The sequence below is a fragment of the Asaia sp. VD9 genome (assembly GCF_037150015.1).
Lineage (GTDB): Bacteria > Pseudomonadota > Alphaproteobacteria > Acetobacterales > Acetobacteraceae > Asaia.
On sequence record NZ_JBBCQM010000003.1, the window covers coordinates 281639 to 300301 of the forward strand.

Consider the following 18663-nt stretch of genomic DNA (forward strand, 5'->3'; position numbering starts at 1 on the left):
GGTAATAGGTCGTCTGGGGTCAGGGACGGTTAGTTAAATCACGTCTATATCTCTGACAGGTTTTGCCCATATAATAAGTTTATTCGAAAAATAAATAATTTATGCATCCCTATGCAATCGGCGCAACCCCTTGCGTTGTTGCGCAACATTTCTATATCAGGCCGCGTTGTGCGCCTGAGCTCCGTTTCATGAGGAATCGGCGCCAAGTCCAGAGCAAGTATTCGCAACTATCGCAGAGGTAAGATCTTGGCTATCAGCCGTTCAGCCTATCGCACGACCGTCACCAATGGATCGACCCGCTATGTGGGCGCTGGCCAGACTGCGACCGGTGATGTGGTCTATGGGCTCAATGGCGGTACGGATCATCCGGCCGTGGATCTGGCTTCGGGCGGCGTCATCTCGGCGGCGACGGCACTTTCGGGCGGAGTGATCGCCGCAGCGGCCAACGGGACGACCTATGGCGGGACGGCGTATGAGAGCGGATCCTTTGCCGCCCTGAACCAGGGTGTGGTCGTGAGCGCTACCGTGACCTCGCGCGCCGGGATCGCTGTGGGCAATTTGTCCGGCTATCAGGGTGATCCGGCGCGTGCAATCGCGCCCCATGTCATGAATGGCGGTCAGGCGATCGTCGGGGGTGGTTTTACGGTCAAGGGGCAGAGCTTTTCCGGATCGGGCGTGATCTCGGGCGGAACATTTGACGTGGGTTCGACAGAGCAGCTTGCCAGTGGCGGTACGGATAGCGGAAGCATCATCGGCGGTACACAGATCGTCTCGGCGGGGGGCGTCGCGTTGCGGAGCATCTTCAGCGCAGGCGTGCAGTTGATCTCCGGGGGGCTCGCCTCGAACTCCGTCGTCTCGGCTGGCGGCACTGTCGTCGCGGCGCGGGGCGGTACTGCGCTGACGGTCAGCGTTGGCGCCGGAGGCACGGCCCAGGCGCTGGCAGGCGGGGTGATTGTCAATCAGGTCGTGATGGCCAATGCCGTGGCCATTACGGGGTCTGGCGGCGTCGTCAGCGGTGCCACAATCTCTTCCGGTGGGTCCGAGCAGGTGCAGTCTGGCGGTGTCGTCAGTGGGGCAACGATCCTGTCGGGAGGAAGTCAAACCGTTCAGGGGGGAGGCAGCGTGCAGAATGCTGTCATCTCCGCTGGGGGGTCGATGATTGTTGCTTCCGGTGCGACGATCACCAATCTCGCTATCATTGGCGCCACAAGCTCTTCCGGCCCTGCCGGAACGCTTATCGTGACGCCGGGCGCGGTGCTGAACAATGTGAGCGTCGGCTGGCGCGGTCGTATCGATATCGAGGGACTCTCCTACAAGCCGGGCGGGCGGATCACCGTCAGCAATGGCATCCTGACCGTGACCCATACGGATGGAACAACCTGGTCCACGCCACTGACAGGCAGCTACAAGGCAGGCGATTTCCATCTCGAGGCCGATAGCGACGGCAGCACCAACCTGATTTATGACAGGTGCTTCCTTGCCGGGACAATGATCCGCACACCCTGTGGTGAAAAAGCGGTCGAAACGTTGCAGCCCGGTGACGAGCTCTGCGTCATGGGCGAGGATGGCCCGGTCATTCGCAAAATCACCTGGGTCGGTTCCGCCGAGATCGTGGTCGATCCCTCGCGCAGCGATGATAGAGCGGGCTACCCTGTTCGGTTCCGGGCCAATGCGCTTGGTGCAGGGCTGCCCGATCGTGATCTGTTCATCACTCCTGAGCACTGCATCCATATTGGTGGCCGCCTCGTGCCAGCACGCATGCTCGTGAATGGCGGCAGCATTGCCTATGATCGCAGCCAGTCGCGCTTCATGATCTATCATCTGCGCACCGAGGATCATGCGATCCTCTGGTCGAACAACATGGAAACCGAAACGCTGTTCGACACGCAGCGTCTGTCAGACGCGGACTCTGCCAGTGGCACTGCGATGGCTGAAACCTCGTGCGCCATGTCACGCGCTGCACCGCTCTGTGTCGAGCGTGCTTTCGTGGAGCCTCTCCACCGGATGCTGGCAGAGCAGGGGGGGGCGGTCGGTTCCGACCGACTCTCACCCCCTGAGGAGCTGATACCCGAGGGCGAAACCGATCTGCATCTGGTGGCTCCCGATGGGCAAATCATTCATCCGTCCCGTCGGACAGCGGATATGATGATCTTCCAGGTTCCGCCCCTGCTCGAAGAGGTGCGGCTCAGATCGCGCGCCGCCAGTCCCTCGCAGATTGAGGGGCCGTTCATCGATGATCGTCGCGATCTCGGTGTGTTGGTGGGCGACATCCATCTCTGGGACAGCGCCGCGACCCGTCGTATCGACACACATCTGCAGGATGTCGCGCTTGAGGGCTGGCACGGTCTGGAAGACGGCTCCGTGCGCTGGACGGGGGGCAATGCCCTCCTGCCGCTTGGCGCGCGTGAGGGGGGGAATTCTGCTGTTCTCGGCATTCGCCTCAGGGCAACCGGCCCGCGTCGAAGCGCTGCCTGAGGCGCTGCCCGCGTGGCTGGCGGGCGAGGCGCGCAACTCCCTCCGTCGCTGATGCCCTGCCACGCTAGCGGAAAAGCTGCTCCTGACGATGCACGTCCCGGCGCAGGTCCCGGCCTGCTCTGAGCGCTGTGCCGCGCCTGATGTGGCGCGCCTGGGTCAACTGTAGAAGGTCCTGGGGGGTGGAGAGAGCGAGCTGGCGCCTGAGGATATGTGCCGTGACATAGGCGTCGGGACCGGCACGATGGGCCGGGAAGGCCAGCTTTCTGTCGAGATCCAGGGCCAGCCAGTAACGCAAGATCTGATTCGTATGGCGCGGCGCTTCCGGCCAGAGCTTCTGGCCGATACGCAGGGTGCAAAGCCAGGGAAGCCCACCAGTGATCTCGTCAGTCAGAAAATGGCGTTCGAAGGCGATGTGATGGGCGGCGAGCATGTCGGGGAGCGGAGCCCGTCTTACTTCTGCTTGCAGAATTTCAGGGTCTGCATGAGGCATGTCAGGACTGAAATCCTCGTCCATAAGATGATGTACCGCCTGGGTCTCGGGCGAGAGCGCCGCTCTGGGGCGGAAGAGCCGGGTATGGATGGGCTCGACGCGCCATTGATCATCCTGCAGGACCAGATCGACCGACCCGAATTCGATGACTTCGGAAGCAGCGGGGTGCGCGCCTGTCGTTTCGAGATCAATAACACGTAGACGCATGGAATCACTCAACTCTTTCTTCTGCTACAGAACCCGGCTTCATTTGAGACTTTCCACAATGAATACCCCGAAGGGGAGGTAATATTTGTAATCGCCAGATGAGTAGGTGAACCAATCGGTGTGCGGCACGTTTCAGAACCATACGGAACACGCCTGGAGTCATGCCTCATTCTTTCATGACGTTGCCAGATTGAGGCCATGTTCCTTTGTTGTTTTGCAGGAAAGGAGAAGGTCATGAGCAATAATTCGACTTCCCCCCGGAGTGAAATCCTCACCGAGAACGAGGCCGCAAAGGTGTCGCCGCCCCCCCCTCGTGACGTGAAGACAGACCACCACGGTGAATTCCGCGTTCATGTCCAGCTTCTCGGCCAGGAATGGTCCCAGAAGCCTTGATAATGGCCTCCCTGGCGGTCATGCCAGGAGAGAGCGCTATCACGTGGACATCAGCGCGAAACGCCCAGATCTGAGATCGTATGATCGGCGCGGTGCCACCAATACTCGCTGGGTGCTTTTGGCATGAGCGGCAAGCAGGCGTCAGGACCATCGCGCAGAATCACCGTGTTGGTGGGCGTCTCCTGCAATGTCAGGCTGGTGCAGCGTAACATGTCGCCATCCGCGATCAGAAAAGCCTCCAATTTGGCGTAGAGCAGCGCGGCCAACAGTTCGGTGGTGGGATCGCCCGGTGTGACGACCAGACGGTCGAGCCGATGAGGCTCATGATCGCGAAACCAGTCAAGAAGCGGGTCCGCAGCAGAAATCTGAAATGCGTGATCGAGGCGGGTATCCACGAATGCGTGCCAGCGCGCCTTGGCCTCGGCGAAAGGGACTACCATATTGCGCCCGCCATCAAGGCGATGTGGAAGCCGCGCCTGCAAGGTGACAGTGACGAACTCGTTATGCCCATGAGGGATTGCGCAGCGTTCCGAGCTGCCATCGATCAGGCGATGACCCATACTGAAGCGGCGTGTGAAACTGAGTTCAGGTGCTGACATAGCTCGACCATCCCTTGGCGCGCAGATCGCAGGCAGGGCAGGCACCACACCCATAGCCCCACTCATGAAGATGTGTGCGGTCCCCCAGATAGCAGCTATGGCTCTCTCGATTGATGAGCTTCACGAGCGCACTGCCTCCAATCCGCTCTGCGAGTCTCCAGGTTTCAGCCTTGTCGAGCCACATCAGCGGGGTATGCAGGACGAGACGGGTTTCCATGCCCAGATTGAGCGCAACCTGCAACGCCTTGATCGTATCGTCCCGGCAATCGGGATAACCCGAATAATCGGTCTCGCACACGCCGGTCACGATGTGACGGGCATTACGGCGAACGGCGAGCGTGGCGGCAAAGCTCAGGAAGAGCAGATTACGGCCCGGAACGAAAGTGGAGGGTAGCCCATTCTCGTTCATCTCGATGGCCGCTTCTCGGGTGAGCGCGGTGTCCGAGATCTGGCCCAGAACCGACAGATCGAGCGTATGGTCCTCGCCCAGACGGTCCTGCCAGTCAGGACGCGCCGAGATCATGGCGCGACGCAGGGTTTCTCGGCATTCGAGTTCGATCGCGTGTCGCTGCCCATAGGCGAAGCCCAGTGTTTCGACATGGGCATAGCGGTTCAGGGCCCAGGCCAGACAGGTTGCAGAGTCCTGACCGCCGGAAAACAGGACGATCGCCGTATCATCGGAGGGCATCAGGGGATCCCGATCAGCTTGTGGGTTTGCAGCGACAGGCGCCAGCGCGGATGCGACAGACAATAGGCGACCGCTTTCTCGGTATTGGCGATACGATCCGGCCCATCCATCGGTTGCAGCCAGAAATGATCAAAATCCCAGCTCTCAAACAGCGCCGGTGGCAGGGCTTCCTGCGGATAGACCAGTTTCAGTTCCTGACCGCGACACTGAATCAGCCTGCTCTGTGGCTTCGGGCTGACGCAGATCCAGTCGATTCCCTCCGGCACCGCGATCGTGCCGTTGCTCTCGATAGCGATCTCGAAACCTGCCTCATGCATGGCGGTTATCAGGGGAGGATCAATCTGTAACAGGGGCTCGCCCCCAGTGAAGACGACATAGCGTCCCGCAGCCTCACCAGCCTGCTCTTTCCAGCAGGCGAGCAGCCTTGCAGTCAGGGCGGCGGCATCGGCAAAGCGTCCCCCTCCAATGCCATCGGTCCCTACGAAATCGGTGTCGCAGAACTGGCAGGCCGCTCTGTGGCGGTCCTCCTCGCGCCCGGACCACAGGTTGCATCCGGCAAAGCGACAAAAGACGGAGGCGCGCCCGGCATGGGCACCCTCCCCCTGAAGTGTCGCGAAAATTTCCTTCACGGCGTAAGACATGCCTCGGATGTCGGCGAGCACTGCGCCCGATGCAAGCGAAAAATACCAAATTTTCGCGTCTCCGGTGCTCTACTGCGGCAATGTCGGCGTCTCCTTCGGTATTTCCGAGATATGCTGGACATACATCTCCCCTCTGGTGGTGACCCAGAGACGATGCTCTTTGAGGAAATCTGCGCCGAAGAGGGCGTAATCGAGGTCATCGCTACTGAGGATGAAGACTTCCGGATCGTAAATCGTGAAATCGCCCAAGGTCAGGGATTTGAAACGATGATGCCAGGCCGTGACCTTGTCACTGCCAATGGCCTTGAACTGCGTATCGGAACGATCCTGCGCGAGCATGGCATCCGTCACACCCAGCCTGCGTGCAAAACGCAGGGGCAGGATTGTCCGGGAGGCCCCTGTATCCAGTACTGCCTTGATCGGCTTGCTCCCATCGATGGAGATGGTCAGCCCAATTTTCATCGTGTCGAGATCGCTGGTAATCGCCACGCGATGAAGGGGGCCTTTCCAGAGCGGTGCAGGCAAGGGGCAGCGTCTCATGTCCAGAAGCTGCATCTCGTGATGGGGCATGTCCATCACGAGATCGCTGGCCAGGAGAATCTCTGCCCCCAGCAACCCGACAAGGGGGGGAAGCGGTGGACGGAGGGTGGCGAAGACAGAGGATGTGACCGCAAAACCGTGATTGGTATTCGTGGCCCCCCCTAAGCCGATATCGTCTACCTGCGTCACGTTCTGGAATTCAGTCCCTTTGGCACCCGTCACCCGGACATAGCCCGACGCGAGTGTGAGACCCAGCATGTCGATATAGCGGTCGCTCAATACGCTGTTGAAGGCGCCCGTATCGACCTCGAACAGGACAGGGTGGTGATTCAGGCTGGCCCTGACCACGGGAACGTTATGCAGGGAATAAAGAGGCATCCGGCCGATCGTGCCGATCTCGCACCCCTTATCGGGAGACGGGGTGTCGCAGCCGGCAATAAGACCGAGCGCGGCCATCGCGATCACCAGTAAGGCAGGTCGTCGAGGGCGCAGAATAGGGGACCGGGGCATAGTACACCTTCCTGTCTGTCAGCATGATTGCCGGATGATCGTCTGCCCGTGACAAAAAACGCCAAGCATATCAGACACGGAGGTACCAGCATGCGGGCAAATACACTGACCGGGCAAGGGCGCGTCTTGCCCTTGGAGAAGGTTGCCGATACGCCCGTTGGCAGCATGGATTGCGCCCAGCAGGAGGAGAGACCCCGTGATTACCCGAATGAAATCTTCCTGGCTGTTGACCGGTTTGCTGGCTCTTGGATTGGCGGCGTCCTCTCCGGCCATGGCGAAGGCTTTCGATGTGACCATTCTGGGCGCGCATGGCGGGCTCGATGAAGGAAATCTCAGTGCCTATCTCCTGCGCGAGGAGGGAGCGCAAACGGGCGTGCTCCTTGACGCTGGTACGGTTCTGAATGGCGTGGACAAAGCCGATCAGGCCCACGCTTTCGTGTCCATTGCCGGGGCGGGCACGCTAGGCTATGCCCGCTCGGGCCGAATCGTCCATCAGGTGATCCAGGGCTATCTGCTCAGCCATGCCCATCTCGACCATGTCGCTGGGCTCGTGGCCATCTCGCCGGATGATCCGGGTAAGCCGCTCTATGCCTTGCCTTCTGTGAACGCTGTCCTGCAGGAGGATCTGTTCAATCATCGTGTCTGGCCCAATCTGGGCGATCGCGGGGTCAAGCCGGCACTGGGGTTGCTCCATTATCATGATCTGATACCCGGCCAGTCCATGGCTCTGGCCCATACCGCTCTGAGTGTCGAGGCCTACCCCTTGAGCCATGGGGGCGTGGAATCGACGGCCTTCCTGCTCCATTCAGGCCAGGATGCTCTGCTCTATCTGGGTGATACCGGCCCTGACGCGCTCGAGGCAGGGCACAGGCTCGAAGCCCTGTGGTCGCATGTGGCGCCTCTCATCCGCACCCACAGGCTGCGCGGGATCATCATTGAATGCTCCTACGACAATTCCCGGCCCGATACGCAGCTCTATGGTCATCTGACACCACGCTGGCTATTGGCAGAACTTGTCGCATTGCGCGTCAGCGCCGGGGTGTCGATGCGCGGCTTTCCCATACTCGTCGCGCATATCAAGCCGCGTCTGAGCGAGGGCAAGAGCGCTGAGGCGCTCATCGGGGAAGAGCTGCGCGCCGGTAATGACGAAGGGTATGCGTTCACCATTGCCCGACAGGGGGCTGTCTGGCGGCCCTGAGAGCCACTACTTCTCCGGGGGATCGAAGAGGCTGGACCGTGATATCTTGTGCACCAGCAGAGCGGCAAAAAGCGGACCGATCGCGTAGCCTCCGAATACGAACACAAGCATGAAGTAATCGGCGCCGTTCATTTGTGCTTTCCAGCCTGCCGTCGGGGCGCGCACTCTACACGCAATGCCTGCGTCAAATCCATCGATCGGTCCGAGGATGTTTTTTGCGTGCTGAACGGTTCCCCTGAGCCGGGGGCTCTTGGAGGGGCGTGCTCGACAGGCTAGAGCTTTGGCCAAGATCAAGCGAAGAGCGAGAAGCAGGATGACAAGCCACGCCAGGAGAAGCAGCCGAGACGGGGTTCTCGATCTGTATCCACATGTGGGGATCGGGCGTTTCAAGGCCGCCCTGGCCGATCTCTCGGTCGGAATACGGCTCTTGCCACTCGCGCTTACCCTGGGCTGGCTCGACATCAAGATGCGCTACCGAGGCTCGATGCTCGGCCCGTTCTGGCTCACCATTTCCACGGCGGTCATGGTCGCTGCGCTCGGCGTTCTCTATGCCGAGCTTTTCAATATGGTGATCAAGGATTATCTGCCTTTTCTAGCCCTATCGCTGGTGCTCTGGGGATATATCTCGACCCTCATCGGCGAGAGCACCACGGTCTTTGCCAATGAGTCCCGTCTCATCCAGTCCGCCCGCATGCCGTTCAGCCTCTTTGCGCTTCAGGCAATCACCCGCAATCTGCTCGTCCTTGCGCATAATGCGGTGGTGGTGATCGCGGTTTTCGCCATCTTCCATGTCGTGCCGCATCATCTCTGGACGGTGCTGCCCGCCCTTGCGCTGTGGATCGTGGACAGCGTTGCGATCCTGCTCTGCCTCGGCCTGCTGGGCGCCCGGTTTCGCGATATTCCGCCTATCGTCATGTCCCTGCTTCAGGTGTTCTTCTTTGTCACGCCCATCATCTGGCGTCCCGAACTGGTTGGAACGCTGGCCGGATGGATGCTGATCAATCCGTTCTATCCGCTTCTGGCCATCGTCCGGGCGCCGTTGCTGGGCGAAATGCCCGCCCTGCTGATCTGGGAGGCGGCACTTGCTCATAGTGCAGTCCTCATCGTCTTCGCGATGCTTGTCTTTGCCCGTTTCCGCGCCCGTATCGCTTATTGGGTTTGATCATGACCAGAGTTTCCGTCGATCGCCTCTGTCTTCATTTTCCGGTCTATCACGCCGAGAATCGCACGCTCAAACGCTCCATGGCCAGGACGCTCGCGACACGTTCCAGCCATCGTGCGGGGAGCGCCCTTGTCGAGGATTCGCGTCATCGCGTCACCGTGGATGTGTTGCGTGATATCAGCTTTTCACTCGAGAGTGGCGAAAGGCTCGGACTGGTCGGGGGGAACGGTGCGGGCAAGACCACGCTGTTGCGCGCTCTGGCTGGTATATATGAGCCCGTATCAGGGCGTGTGCGCATACGGGGCTCGATTGGCACGCTGCTCGACACCCAGCTTGGGATGAACATGGAGTTGACGGGCATCGAGAATGTCCGCCTGCGTTGTCTGTTTCATGGGATGGGCAAGGCCGGTACGGCCCGTATTCTCGAAAATGTTGCCGAATTTGCCGAGCTTGGTGATTTCATTGCCATGCCAGTCAAGACTTATAGCAGCGGCATGCTCGTGCGACTGGCCTTCGGCCTCGCGACCGCAATCACGCCCGATGTGTTGCTGATGGATGAATGGTTCATGGCGGGCGATATCACCTTTCTCGCCAAGGCCAAGGCGCGTATCGAGGCTCTGGTGCAGGAATCGGATGCGCTGATCATGTCCTCACATCAGCCCGATATCATGCGCCGGTGGTGCACGCGCCTGATCTGGCTTGATAACGGCAGGATTCGTATGGATGGCCCTACCGATATCGTGCTCGACGCCTATCTGGCGGGGTGAGGGGCGCCACAAGGGAGCGCTCTTTCCCTCAAAGGAGAGCGCGCTTCCGGGAGGCCAGCAAAAAACGCCACCAGAGGTGACGACATGCGACGGTTATATTTTTCTCGGAATAAAATGGCGCGAGTGACGGGGCTCGAACCCGCGACCTCCGGCGTGACAGGCCGGCGCTCTAACCAACTGAGCTACACCCGCATGAAGCCTTTACTGCTTCAGCAACCGCTTCGGAGAAGGTCGTAACGTCCTCGTCTTCGGTGAAGGGGGAACTACCAGTCTCCCTCACCTTTGGCAACAGGGCGGTGCTGTTTTTTTTCATTTTTCTTGCCGGACTCCCTTCGCGCCCGCTCTTCCGCACGACGGGGCCCAGCTTATAATTCAGGTGTGGGAGGGCTCCAGAAGCATATCGCGACAAGAAGCAGGGGCGTTGATCGGGTTGCATCGGGCGACCAGTCCCTTGCCGAAGCTGACCGAGTAACCGTGCCATGGGGCAGGTTCGAAAGCCGGGTAATCCGTGCTGATCAGATGGGCGCCGGATTCGAACGCGACGTCCCGGCGATCAAGCGCATTCTGCCTTGCCTCGATCGTATTCGCATCGGCCCGTGTCCGTACCAGATAGCCGCGTTTCACCAGTGCCGGAATCGTGCTCGCGGCGGCCTTGTTGTCCACAGCATCGCTGCCATTTCCCTTGGCGCCGATAAAGCCCTCATTGACCTCCGTAAATCCACAATCCGGATCGCCTGGGCGGGCATTGGTAAACACGATTCGATTGCGCAGGGCAGGATGGCCCTTGACGTAGCGCGCCGTATCATGCGGCCGGTCGAACACGAACACGATCTTGCCCCGGGCCTGGGCGAGGCTGGGCCAGCCATGGCTGCGCACCCCGTCATCGAGGGTCGGAGCATTGCCACGCACATCGTCCGGCGTGATCAGCGCTGCGCGACCGAAGACCGCAACCAGTTCCGCATCGAGGCGGTCATAGGTGGCAGGTGTGAAGACTTCAGGCTTGGTAAAATCGATTTTTCCGCCACCAAACGGAATATCCTGCTTGGTCTCGAGATCGATGAAAACCGGTACATGGCCCGGATGCGCGTCGGACCATGCCTTGACCTGCTCCAGACAGGATCTGAGAGGCTGGCAGCTCGACCTCTGATCGATATCGACGATATGCATCACCTTGAAATCCGTACCCTGCATGGCTTCGGGAGCTGTGGGGTCGGCATCGGGGGTAAGGCCTGCCTTACGCTCCCATTCCGGCCCCTTGGGGTGGGCGTAGCGCCCGCCCTGGGTGTCGGCATAGATATCGATTTCGAGCTGGCGCACCCCGTGATCGAGCTGCGCCGTCAGCGTGTCATGGTGATAATCAAGCGCGATGGCTGCCTGGGGCGACAGCTTGGTGAGCCATTGCAGCGTTACCGGTGAGATGTCGCGCCGATAGGAGTTGTGTGTGCCGATCACCTGAATCTGGTTGAGATGCACGCTGTCATCCATGGCCGCATTCTGAGCACGCGCATGGGGCAGGGAAAGGAATATGAGTCCTGCCAGCGAGGTCATGGTGAACAGGCTTTGAAGTTTCATCGCGCAATCCTGAAAGGGCTTGAGTAATGGGGCGGATCAAAGAACATCCATCTGGAATTCACCAGACGAAATCCATGATTCATAAATAGTTCACCCGTTTGAATTGAACGAGAAACAAATAATCCACGGATCAATCACAACCTGCGTCGCTGTGCCTGTGTAAAAGCGCGCGAACACCGCTCGACAGGGATGGTCCGCTTCTTATGGCTCGCTGAGAGTCAGAAAGCTTCGCGAAAGCCATCGCAGGGAATGCGGCGATGACGGAGTTGTTCAGTTGAAGCAATCGACGATAAGAAGCGGGCTTTCTCTTTTGATTCCTGCCCTCGCGCTTTTGGGGGAATTCCCGGCAGTGGCCGCTAGAAACGACCATATGGTTGCCCCGCGAAAATCCATCAGCGCCCCTGTGGCGCGTGAGAAACGTCTCGAGCGGATCAGTATTCGCGAGAAACGCAGGGTTATAGGCGGCGGGTTGATGAAGACTCAGACCAGCCCTCGGGCGACAAGCGAGGTGACACAGGACTATATTGCCAGGCAGGCCCCAACGCTGAGCCCGACCAGCCTGATTGCAAGCCTGCCCGGCGTGCAGGCAGGGAATGAATCGCCGTTGAGCACCCAGTCTGAAACCCTGCATATCCGGGGACTGGACCAGACGCAGATCGGCTTCGTGTTCGAGGGTATCCCGGCCGCAGATGTCTTCAGCTACGCGCCCTGGAATGCGGCGATGGTCGATAACGAAAACCTCGCCTCGATCAGCGTGACGCAAGGTTCGGTCGATCTGACAGCGCCTCTCTATAATGCCGATGGTGCTCAGGTGAGCATGAAAGCGCTGCGCCCTTCCGACAAGGTAGGCGGCACGCTCTCTCTAGGGGGTGGTACGCATAGCCTGCAAAAGGAATTCCTGCGTCTTGATACGGGCGAGATCGGGCATAGTGATGTCCGGGCCTATGCTTCCTTCTCCCATTCCTCGGCCAATCTCTGGCGTGGCCCCGGCGATGTCGCGCGATATCATGTCGACGCCAATCTGGAAAAACGCTGGTCGAAGGGAAAGGTGAGTGACGTGATTTTCGGCTATAATCAGGGCCGACAGACCATTTATCGCTATCCCAATCTCGCACAATGGCAACAATACGGAACGGGCTTCAATTACACGGCGCCCTACACGCCCGGCAGCTATACCTATTACAAGCTCAATGAGCGCTTCACCAACGTCGCCTTCGGCACGATCCGCAATGATTTTCGTCTTGGCGGTCACTGGTTCCTGCATGTCACCCCCTACGGGATCAGCCAGATGGGGCCGAATAACTACGGCATGGCGGTACCGACGGCCAATGGCTATATCGGCACACAGCGCTACGACTATCTGGATGGCTATCAGGGTCAGAACCGTACGCTTCTGGTGCAGAGCGTTCACCCCTGGGAGCAGCGCAGTTCGGGTGTGACTGCGTCTCTCGACTGGAAGACGCGACACAACACGCTCACCTTTTTTTACTTCTATTCCTACGCCGATCATCAAGAGCGTCAGGATCGCTTCGCGGTGGGTGATGATGGCTCGGTGACGTGGAAAGACCCGCTTACGGCGAATGGGCGTCTGCTCACGGGTTATGACATCAACCAGACTCAGCAGCTCAACGCACTCGGGTTTGACGACAAGCTCAGCTTCCTGGCTGATCGCCTGAATTTTGACGCTGGGTTCAAGGCCACCATGGTCTCACGCATGACCTCGCAGAATGTACCAGGAGCGTCTCCCTATAAGGTGTCCCCCAATAACTTCATTCCGACGCCGCAATTTCTGGCCAGTTATCAGATCACGCGCAAGGATCAACTCTATCTGAATGCGACGACATCCTATCGTCTGCCCGCTGGCTACTCCGCCTATGTTCCGGCCTTCGGCAATACGTCACCCAGCCCGACCACCATCCCACCCAATACTCTGCAGCCGGAATATTTCATAGGTGAGGAACTGGGCTATCGACATCATGCCCGCATTTCGGTTTCTGTCGCCGGTTTCCATTATAATCTGACCAATCACCAGATCAGCAGCCTGGCGTATCAGCCGGGGAGCACAATTCTGGTCAGTAGTCAGATTGCCGCAGGAGGTGAGGAAGCCTGGGGCATCCAGGCCGAACTGGCCACGCGTCCCTGGCATCATCTGAGCGTCTACTTGTCGGGCCAGTATCTGCGCACGCGGCTCGGCAATAATGTCAGTGCGGGGAACGATTATCTACCGACCAGGGGAAAATCGGCTCCCGGCGCGCCGAAATATACCGGAGCCATTGGCCTGACCTATGATGACAGTCTCTGGTTCGGCAATTTCAATCTGCGCTATCAGGACTCCCAGTTCTCTACACTCATGAATGACCAGAGCATTCCTGCTTTCGTCACAGCCGACCTCTCCATGGGGCGCAAACTGCCTGATCTCGGGACACGTGTTCATCCGCGCGCCATGCTGAACCTGATCAATCTGGGTGGGGCAAACTATCTTTCGGGTCTGGGCGGGTTCGGTATCAGCGCCCAACCACGCACGGGTATCTTCGGTAACAAGGTGGGGGCGTCCAGCCCGGTTTTTGTCGTCGGTTCGGCTTTCACGGCCATGGCGTCACTGGCTGCAGATTTCTGAGCGTGAGGCGGGCTTTGCCCCGCACACCGCGAAAGGGATGTCGTTCCTGGGAAAACCTGTCCGCGGTCGCTCAAACGGGATGGTCCACGCACGGAGCTGTGTGCAGAGCGGCGGTCTTTTCGTTCTAAAACAGAGGCCGTTTCAGGGGAGGGATCATGGATACGCGTCATGCCTATTGGGACCGGGTCTATACGGAAAAGCCGGAGACGGCTGTTAGCTGGTATGAGCTTTGTCCAGCTTCGTCTCTCGACCTCATTCTCCGCAATGCTCCTGCGAAGGGGAACGTGATCGATATCGGGGGTGGAGCCTCGTTCCTGCCCGACCATCTGTTTGAGGCCGGTTTTGACGAGGTCACGAGCCTCGATCTTTCCGCTGTGGCGCTTGCTCGTGTGGCCCGTCGTCTCGACCGCTTTCGGGACCGCCATCGCTGTATCGTGGCAGATGTCACGCAGTGGTCGCCCGACAAGCATTATGATGTCTGGCACGACCGCGCAGCTCTGCATTTTTTGACCGAGCCTGAAGACCAAAGGCGCTATGGCGCTGCCCTGCGGTCCGCGCTCGCGCCGGGCGGTATCGCCGTTATTGGCGGCTTCGCCCCGAACGGGCCTTCGCGCTGCTCAGGCCTGCCCGTAATCCAGCATGACAGCGCGTCCTTGTTGGACATGCTCGGCACAGAGTTCAAGTTGCTGGAATCCATCGAGCATCTACACGAAACCCCAGGGGGGTCGAAACAAATTTTTCGTTTTTCTGTTATTTCGAAATAAAAATATACAGAACTTCTATTATCCTCTAATTCGATCGCAAATTTTCCTATAAATCTGAATTTTAATACGGGTAAAATCGAGAAAATTTAGTTATTATGCAATATTTATAAATGCCATTTATATTTTTTTATGATCTCGCTAAGGGGCGCGATTGGCCTCAACTATAGGTGAGTTTTGTTTGCTCAAGTTTCACCATCCGCACCACGGGACTGATCGCAACGGGCTAAGGCAGGCGTAGAGTGCGTAGCCGATGTTTGGCCAAAATCAGAAGATCTCGAACGATCGAGCTATAACTTCTGTCGTGGAGTCATTGGGATGACTACCTCGGGTCTTGCGAAAAGCCATGTTTTTTAAACAAGGTTTTAAGAATGGTGCGTCGCTGTTCGCCCTGCAGTGTGTCCGCATCTATGGCCCAGAATGAAAGATGAGGCATGTTTATCACAGGAATGCGTCGTCCGGCGATCGTGCACACTCCAGAATGAATTTTCCATGCGGCGTGATGCGCCTCGTAAAAGTCAAAAAAGTCTGCGTTGATGCCCCGTCGGAATGCGTTGCGGCTACCATGAGTCAGGATTATTCTTGGATGAATTGCCTGCACGAAGAGTTCATGGACGGGGCGGCATTGCGCGATGGCAAGTGTAAAATTCTCGTGCAGACGCAGATTGCGCGAACGGGTGAAGACCAGATTACTTGCAGCAACGCTGCGGACTTCCAGCCCCATCATTACGAAAAGCATTTGTATCCGGCGCTGCAATGGTGCCTCTCCAGGGCACAAGGTTTTCGGGGGATCGCGCCATGATTGGTCCAGAAAAGCGTTCAAACCAGATCGGCTTGCCGCAAGTGAATGTCCCAAGGTTCCATCGGGGGTACTTTCGGGGCTACCTCCGGGATTCAGCCCGAGAAAATATACTGGGCCCGATTTTAGAGTTGTGACATCGCTATAAAGGACCGCGCCTGAGGCATCGAGTAGTGAGTTTTTCCCATGCGAGGCCTGAGAGGCCAGGTAGGCCTCAGCTTGATCGAGAACGGCGTGCGGTGGGAGATTGAACATCGGATGGTGATCCTGAAGCAGAGCCGTATCTTGGAATGCAAGGCGAGAAGAGGGCATGGACCTCGTTGCAGTCCGGCTTCACTATCCTGTCCTGGAGCAGTTTAGGCAATGCGAGGGGCATATCGAGAGATGGACATCGGGATTGACGATCTTTCCAGCGAGGAAACGCGGGCTCTTCTTGCCGTGCATCTGGCTGGCATGGCCGAGAGTTCGCCCGAGGCGTTCCGGTTCGCACTTGATCTGTCCGGTTTGATGGTACCCGAGGTGACGGTGTGGTCTGCACGCATCGACGGGCGGGTTGCAGCGATCGGCGCCCTGAAGATCTTCGGTGAGGGGGTGGGGGAGGTCAAATCCATGCGCACCCATCCCGATTTTCTCGGGCGTGGGGCAGGGGCAGCGATTCTCGCTACGATTATCGCCGCGGCCAGGGCGCGCGGGCTGAGATGTCTGAGTCTTGAGACCGGTACGGCCCCCTCCTTCGCGGCCGCGATAAGGCTCTATCGCCGAAGCGGCTTCGAGAGCGGCCCGCCTTTCGGTCCCTATCAGGCGAGCCCCCACAACCAGTTCTTTCACCTGACACTCTGATACCGGGCACGAGGAACTGGCCGCTTCGGAGGAACGAGGGGTGACCCCTCGCGTGGCGTGTTATCGGCTGATCATGATCTCGATCAGATTCGCCTTGCCGCTCGCAATTCCCGCCTGAATGGCAGGCGCGATATCACCCGCGCGGGTCAGGCGCTGGGCGGGCAGGCCCATGGAGGTGGCGAGGGCCTGATAATCAATGATGGGGTTGACGATATCCATTGCGATGAAGCGGCCTGTCTGGGCGGCGGTATAATTCTGCTGGCCGCGCATGAAGTTTTTCAGAACATTATATTCGCAGTTATTCATGACCACGAAGGTAATGGGCAGATCTTCATGGGCTGCTGTCCAGAGCGCCTGGGGCGAATAGAGCGCTGCACCGTCGCCAACGAGGCAGACCACGGGTTCGCGTTTCAGTCCCAGCGCGCAGCCGACGGCGGCGGGCATGCCCCAGCCCAGCGCCCCACCGCGCAGAAAGGAATACTGGGCGGGATCGTTGCTCTCCAGAAAGCTGCGGACAAAGCCTGATGTCGCGATGGCTTCATCGACGATCGGCGTGTTCGGTCCAATGGCGCGCACTGCCTCGCGCGCGGCGAGGATCGGGGGAATGACGGCTTCGGAGAGGGCATCATCGGCGCGACGATGCAGTGTGGAGCGTTCCGTGGCGCGCTTCATAGCCGCGTCCCGACGCAAGCTCGCATAAGCGGCGCTTTGGGCGCTCGAGGCGTTTTCGATCAAAGGCTGAAGAGCCGTGAGCGAGGCTTTCAGATGGCCGCAGGTCGAGAGGGTGGTGGGGTAGGTGCGCCCGAGATCGTTCACATCGGAGGAAAGCTGATAGACGGTGCAGCCCTCGGGAATGGCCGAGCCTTCGGTGTAGAGAATGGTGATGAGCGATTTTCCGCCAATGGCGAAGATGGCGTCATAGTGAGAGAGTGCCTCTGCAATGCCGCGCGCCGTTGTGGGCAGATTGCCGCGCCAGAGCGGATGCGCCGTTGGAAAGGGCACGCGTGATGGCCAGGACGACCCATAGACGGGGGCGCCGAGTGTCTCTGCCAGCGCAGCCGTCTCGGCAGCGGCCCGACTGGCATGAATTTCGTCGCCGGCGATCAGGGCGAGCCGACCGGGAGCGATGGCAGCGAGAGCGTTTGCGAGATCCGGCAGGGCGCCTGCGATGGCGTTACGGTCGATGCGCGAGGGGGCGCCGGCGCTGATCGTGCTCATCTCCTCCATCACGTCCATGGGGAGGGAGAGAAAGACGGGACCGGAGGGCGCCGCATCGGCATCGTGAAAGGCGCGGCGCACCAGCGTGGGAAGTTGCTCGGCCGACGCGACTTCCTTGCCCCATTTGACCGCGGGCTCGGCAATTTTCAGCAGATCGCCGAAAAGCAGCGGGTCGGTTACCGCATGGCGCAGATCCTGCTGGCCCGCCGTAACGACGAGGGGCGTCTGGGAGACATGCGCATTCAACAAATTCCCCATACCATGGCCGAGGCCACCGGCGGTATGGAGATTCAGGAAGCCCGGCTTGCCAGCGGCCTGTGCGTAGCCATCGGCCATGGCCACGGCGCTCGCTTCCTGCAGGGCGAGGATATAGCGGATATCCGGACGACGCAGCAGGCTGTCCATCAGCGGCAACTCGGTGGTTCCGGGATTGCCAAAGATATACTCGACCCCTTCACTGGCGAGAATTTCGAGCAGGATATCCGCACCGCTGCGGGCTTCGAGGGCGCTTGTTCTGGCAAAGCTAGCTGTCATGGTCTGGATCCTGTGGAGAGGCGTTTCGTTCGGGGAGCGCCTCAAGTCTGGAATGTCCCGCTGACCTCACGGTATCATGCTTAACGCTGATAAAAATTGCGTTTTCATGGAGATTAATCCCATAAATATGCATAAGTTATGCGCTAAAAACCGATAGGGTGAGATGCTGATGCTCGAAGATCTGGACGCGATCGACCGCCATTTGCTGCAGCTTCTGCAAAAGGATGCGTCGCGATCCACGGTGGAGCTGGCTGAGGCGGTCGGGCTGTCACAGGCACCATGCTGGCGGCGCATCCAGCGGCTCAAGGATGCCGGGATCTTGCAGAAACAGGTCTATCTGGTGGATCGGAGGAAGATCGGGCTGAATGCCCAGCTCTACGCGCTGGTGAAGCTGACGGCCCATGCGCGCGCCAATCTGGCGGCGTTCGAAGAGGCTATCCGTGAATTTCCCGAGGTACAGGATTGCTATGTGCTGTTGGGTTCGGTCGATTTCATCCTGCGTATCGTAACGCGCGATATCGAATCCTATGAACAGTTCTTCCTGAAAAGGCTGGCCCTGATCCCAGGCATTCAGGAGGTCAATTCCATGGTTGCGCTGTCGGAAATCAAGCATACGCTTGAACTCCCCATTGAGCGCCTTACCCCTAGCTAG

18 protein-coding genes and 1 tRNA gene are annotated in these 18663 nt (G+C 59.1%); 9 read left to right on the forward strand and 10 right to left on the reverse strand.

What is annotated here, in order from left to right; translation table 11 throughout:
• Nucleotides 1-246: 246 nt before the first annotated feature.
• Nucleotides 247-2475 carry a Hint domain-containing protein gene (locus WFJ47_RS05925; protein ID WP_336761539.1) on the forward strand — a complete coding sequence of 743 codons (2229 nt, stop codon included), beginning with the start codon at nt 247-249 and terminating at the stop codon, nt 2473-2475.
• Between the two features lie 64 nt (nt 2476-2539).
• Here the strand turns inward: WFJ47_RS05925 and WFJ47_RS05930 are convergent, their stop codons facing one another.
• Nucleotides 2540-3172, reverse strand: coding sequence for an exonuclease domain-containing protein (locus WFJ47_RS05930; protein ID WP_336761540.1), 633 nt, complete (start codon nt 3170-3172; stop codon nt 2540-2542).
• Nucleotides 3173-3406: 234 nt separating this feature from the next.
• On the opposite strand from WFJ47_RS05930, the gene WFJ47_RS05935 reads away from it, so the two are divergent.
• Nucleotides 3407-3565 carry a hypothetical protein gene (locus WFJ47_RS05935; RefSeq protein WP_336761542.1) on the forward strand — a complete coding sequence of 53 codons (159 nt, stop codon included), beginning with the start codon at nt 3407-3409 and terminating at the stop codon, nt 3563-3565.
• Between the two features lie 50 nt (nt 3566-3615).
• On the opposite strand, the gene WFJ47_RS05940 is transcribed toward WFJ47_RS05935, so the two are convergent.
• The 4 genes from WFJ47_RS05940 to WFJ47_RS05955 all read right to left on the reverse strand — a co-directional run bounded on the left by WFJ47_RS05940 (nt 3616) and on the right by WFJ47_RS05955 (nt 6543).
• Nucleotides 3616-4164 (reverse strand): 6-carboxytetrahydropterin synthase, encoded by a 549-nt coding sequence (locus WFJ47_RS05940; protein WP_336761544.1) that lies wholly within the window; start codon nt 4162-4164, stop codon nt 3616-3618.
• Nucleotides 4151-4852 (reverse strand): 7-cyano-7-deazaguanine synthase QueC, encoded by a 702-nt coding sequence (queC, locus tag WFJ47_RS05945; protein ID WP_127103279.1) that lies wholly within the window; start codon nt 4850-4852, stop codon nt 4151-4153. The genes WFJ47_RS05940 and queC overlap by 14 nt, the downstream gene beginning before the upstream one ends.
• Nucleotides 4852-5493 (reverse strand): 7-carboxy-7-deazaguanine synthase, encoded by a 642-nt coding sequence (gene queE / locus WFJ47_RS05950; protein WP_127103280.1) that lies wholly within the window; start codon nt 5491-5493, stop codon nt 4852-4854. Before queE ends, queC begins: the two co-directional genes overlap by 1 nt.
• Before the next feature lie 69 nt (nt 5494-5562).
• Nucleotides 5563-6543 carry an aspartyl protease family protein gene (locus WFJ47_RS05955; protein WP_336761548.1) on the reverse strand — a complete coding sequence of 327 codons (981 nt, stop codon included), beginning with the start codon at nt 6541-6543 and terminating at the stop codon, nt 5563-5565.
• A 208-nt stretch (nt 6544-6751) separates the two neighbouring features.
• Between WFJ47_RS05955 and WFJ47_RS05960 the strand changes: the two genes are divergently transcribed.
• The gene (locus WFJ47_RS05960) at nt 6752-7741 is read left to right on the forward strand and encodes a 3',5'-cyclic-nucleotide phosphodiesterase (RefSeq protein ID WP_336761550.1); all 990 of its coding nucleotides are present in this window, start codon (nt 6752-6754) and stop codon (nt 7739-7741) included.
• 6 nt (nt 7742-7747) lie between these two features.
• Here the strand turns inward: WFJ47_RS05960 and WFJ47_RS05965 are convergent, their stop codons facing one another.
• The gene (locus WFJ47_RS05965) at nt 7748-7906 is read right to left on the reverse strand and encodes a hypothetical protein (RefSeq protein WP_336761552.1); all 159 of its coding nucleotides are present in this window, start codon (nt 7904-7906) and stop codon (nt 7748-7750) included.
• A 148-nt stretch (nt 7907-8054) separates the two neighbouring features.
• Between WFJ47_RS05965 and WFJ47_RS05970 the strand changes: the two genes are divergently transcribed.
• On the forward strand, nt 8055-8903 hold the full coding sequence (locus WFJ47_RS05970) for an ABC transporter permease (RefSeq protein WP_127103283.1): 849 nt from the start codon (nt 8055-8057) through the stop codon (nt 8901-8903).
• Nucleotides 8904-8905: 2 nt separating this feature from the next.
• A complete protein-coding gene (locus WFJ47_RS05975; protein WP_127103284.1) occupies nt 8906-9670 on the forward strand; it encodes an ABC transporter ATP-binding protein in 765 nt (254 codons plus the stop codon).
• Between the two features lie 115 nt (nt 9671-9785).
• Here the strand turns inward: WFJ47_RS05975 and WFJ47_RS05980 are convergent.
• Both WFJ47_RS05980 and WFJ47_RS05985 read right to left on the reverse strand, forming a co-directional pair.
• Nucleotides 9786-9862 (reverse strand) — tRNA-Asp (locus WFJ47_RS05980).
• Between the two features lie 180 nt (nt 9863-10042).
• The gene (locus tag WFJ47_RS05985; RefSeq protein WP_336761557.1) at nt 10043-11242 is read right to left on the reverse strand and encodes a phosphatidylinositol-specific phospholipase C1-like protein; all 1200 of its coding nucleotides are present in this window, start codon (nt 11240-11242) and stop codon (nt 10043-10045) included.
• 370 nt (nt 11243-11612) lie between these two features.
• Between WFJ47_RS05985 and WFJ47_RS05990 the strand changes: the two genes are divergently transcribed.
• Together WFJ47_RS05990 and WFJ47_RS05995 are read left to right on the forward strand one after the other, a co-directional pair.
• On the forward strand, nt 11613-13859 hold the full coding sequence (locus tag WFJ47_RS05990) for a TonB-dependent receptor (RefSeq protein ID WP_336761559.1): 2247 nt from the start codon (nt 11613-11615) through the stop codon (nt 13857-13859).
• Nucleotides 13860-14014: 155 nt separating this feature from the next.
• Nucleotides 14015-14623, forward strand: coding sequence for a class I SAM-dependent methyltransferase (locus tag WFJ47_RS05995; RefSeq protein ID WP_336761561.1), 609 nt, complete (start codon nt 14015-14017; stop codon nt 14621-14623).
• Between the two features lie 319 nt (nt 14624-14942).
• Here WFJ47_RS05995 and WFJ47_RS06000 read toward each other — a convergent pair whose 3' ends face one another.
• Nucleotides 14943-15674, reverse strand: a complete 732-nt coding sequence (locus tag WFJ47_RS06000) for a hypothetical protein (RefSeq protein WP_336761563.1) — start codon at nt 15672-15674, stop codon at nt 14943-14945.
• A gap of 129 nt (nt 15675-15803) precedes the next feature.
• On the opposite strand from WFJ47_RS06000, the gene WFJ47_RS06005 reads away from it, so the two are divergent.
• The gene (locus tag WFJ47_RS06005) at nt 15804-16259 is read left to right on the forward strand and encodes a GNAT family N-acetyltransferase (RefSeq protein ID WP_336761566.1); all 456 of its coding nucleotides are present in this window, start codon (nt 15804-15806) and stop codon (nt 16257-16259) included.
• A 60-nt stretch (nt 16260-16319) separates the two neighbouring features.
• On the opposite strand, the gene WFJ47_RS06010 is transcribed toward WFJ47_RS06005, so the two are convergent.
• Nucleotides 16320-18011: a thiamine pyrophosphate-binding protein gene (locus WFJ47_RS06010; protein WP_336761568.1), complete on the reverse strand. Its 1692-nt coding sequence runs from the start codon at nt 18009-18011 to the stop codon at nt 16320-16322.
• A gap of 169 nt (nt 18012-18180) precedes the next feature.
• Between WFJ47_RS06010 and WFJ47_RS06015 the strand changes: the two genes are divergently transcribed.
• Nucleotides 18181-18663: an Lrp/AsnC family transcriptional regulator gene (locus tag WFJ47_RS06015; protein WP_408868627.1), complete on the forward strand. Its 483-nt coding sequence runs from the start codon at nt 18181-18183 to the stop codon at nt 18661-18663.

Excerpts from the sequence above, each read along its gene's own strand:
- WFJ47_RS05930 (WP_336761540.1), bottom strand. The coding sequence starts at position 3,172 with ATGCGTCTACGTGTTATTGATCTCGAAACGACAGGCGCGCACCCCGCT.
- WFJ47_RS05935 (WP_336761542.1), top strand. The coding sequence starts at position 3,407 with ATGAGCAATAATTCGACTTCCCCCCGGAGTGAAATCCTCACCGAGAAC.
- WFJ47_RS05940 (WP_336761544.1), bottom strand. The coding sequence starts at position 4,164 with ATGTCAGCACCTGAACTCAGTTTCACACGCCGCTTCAGTATGGGTCAT.
- queC (WP_127103279.1), bottom strand. The coding sequence starts at position 4,852 with ATGCCCTCCGATGATACGGCGATCGTCCTGTTTTCCGGCGGTCAGGAC.
- queE (WP_127103280.1), bottom strand. The coding sequence starts at position 5,493 with ATGTCTTACGCCGTGAAGGAAATTTTCGCGACACTTCAGGGGGAGGGT.
- WFJ47_RS05955 (WP_336761548.1), bottom strand. The coding sequence starts at position 6,543 with ATGCCCCGGTCCCCTATTCTGCGCCCTCGACGACCTGCCTTACTGGTG.
- WFJ47_RS05960 (WP_336761550.1), top strand. The coding sequence starts at position 6,752 with ATGAAATCTTCCTGGCTGTTGACCGGTTTGCTGGCTCTTGGATTGGCG.
- WFJ47_RS05970 (WP_127103283.1), top strand. The coding sequence starts at position 8,055 with ATGACAAGCCACGCCAGGAGAAGCAGCCGAGACGGGGTTCTCGATCTG.
- WFJ47_RS05975 (WP_127103284.1), top strand. The coding sequence starts at position 8,906 with ATGACCAGAGTTTCCGTCGATCGCCTCTGTCTTCATTTTCCGGTCTAT.
- WFJ47_RS05985 (WP_336761557.1), bottom strand. The coding sequence starts at position 11,242 with ATGAAACTTCAAAGCCTGTTCACCATGACCTCGCTGGCAGGACTCATA.
- WFJ47_RS05990 (WP_336761559.1), top strand. The coding sequence starts at position 11,613 with ATGGTTGCCCCGCGAAAATCCATCAGCGCCCCTGTGGCGCGTGAGAAA.
- WFJ47_RS05995 (WP_336761561.1), top strand. The coding sequence starts at position 14,015 with ATGGATACGCGTCATGCCTATTGGGACCGGGTCTATACGGAAAAGCCG.
- WFJ47_RS06000 (WP_336761563.1), bottom strand. The coding sequence starts at position 15,674 with ATGTTCAATCTCCCACCGCACGCCGTTCTCGATCAAGCTGAGGCCTAC.
- WFJ47_RS06005 (WP_336761566.1), top strand. The coding sequence starts at position 15,804 with ATGGACATCGGGATTGACGATCTTTCCAGCGAGGAAACGCGGGCTCTT.
- WFJ47_RS06010 (WP_336761568.1), bottom strand. The coding sequence starts at position 18,011 with ATGACAGCTAGCTTTGCCAGAACAAGCGCCCTCGAAGCCCGCAGCGGT.
- WFJ47_RS06015 (WP_408868627.1), top strand. The coding sequence starts at position 18,181 with ATGCTCGAAGATCTGGACGCGATCGACCGCCATTTGCTGCAGCTTCTG.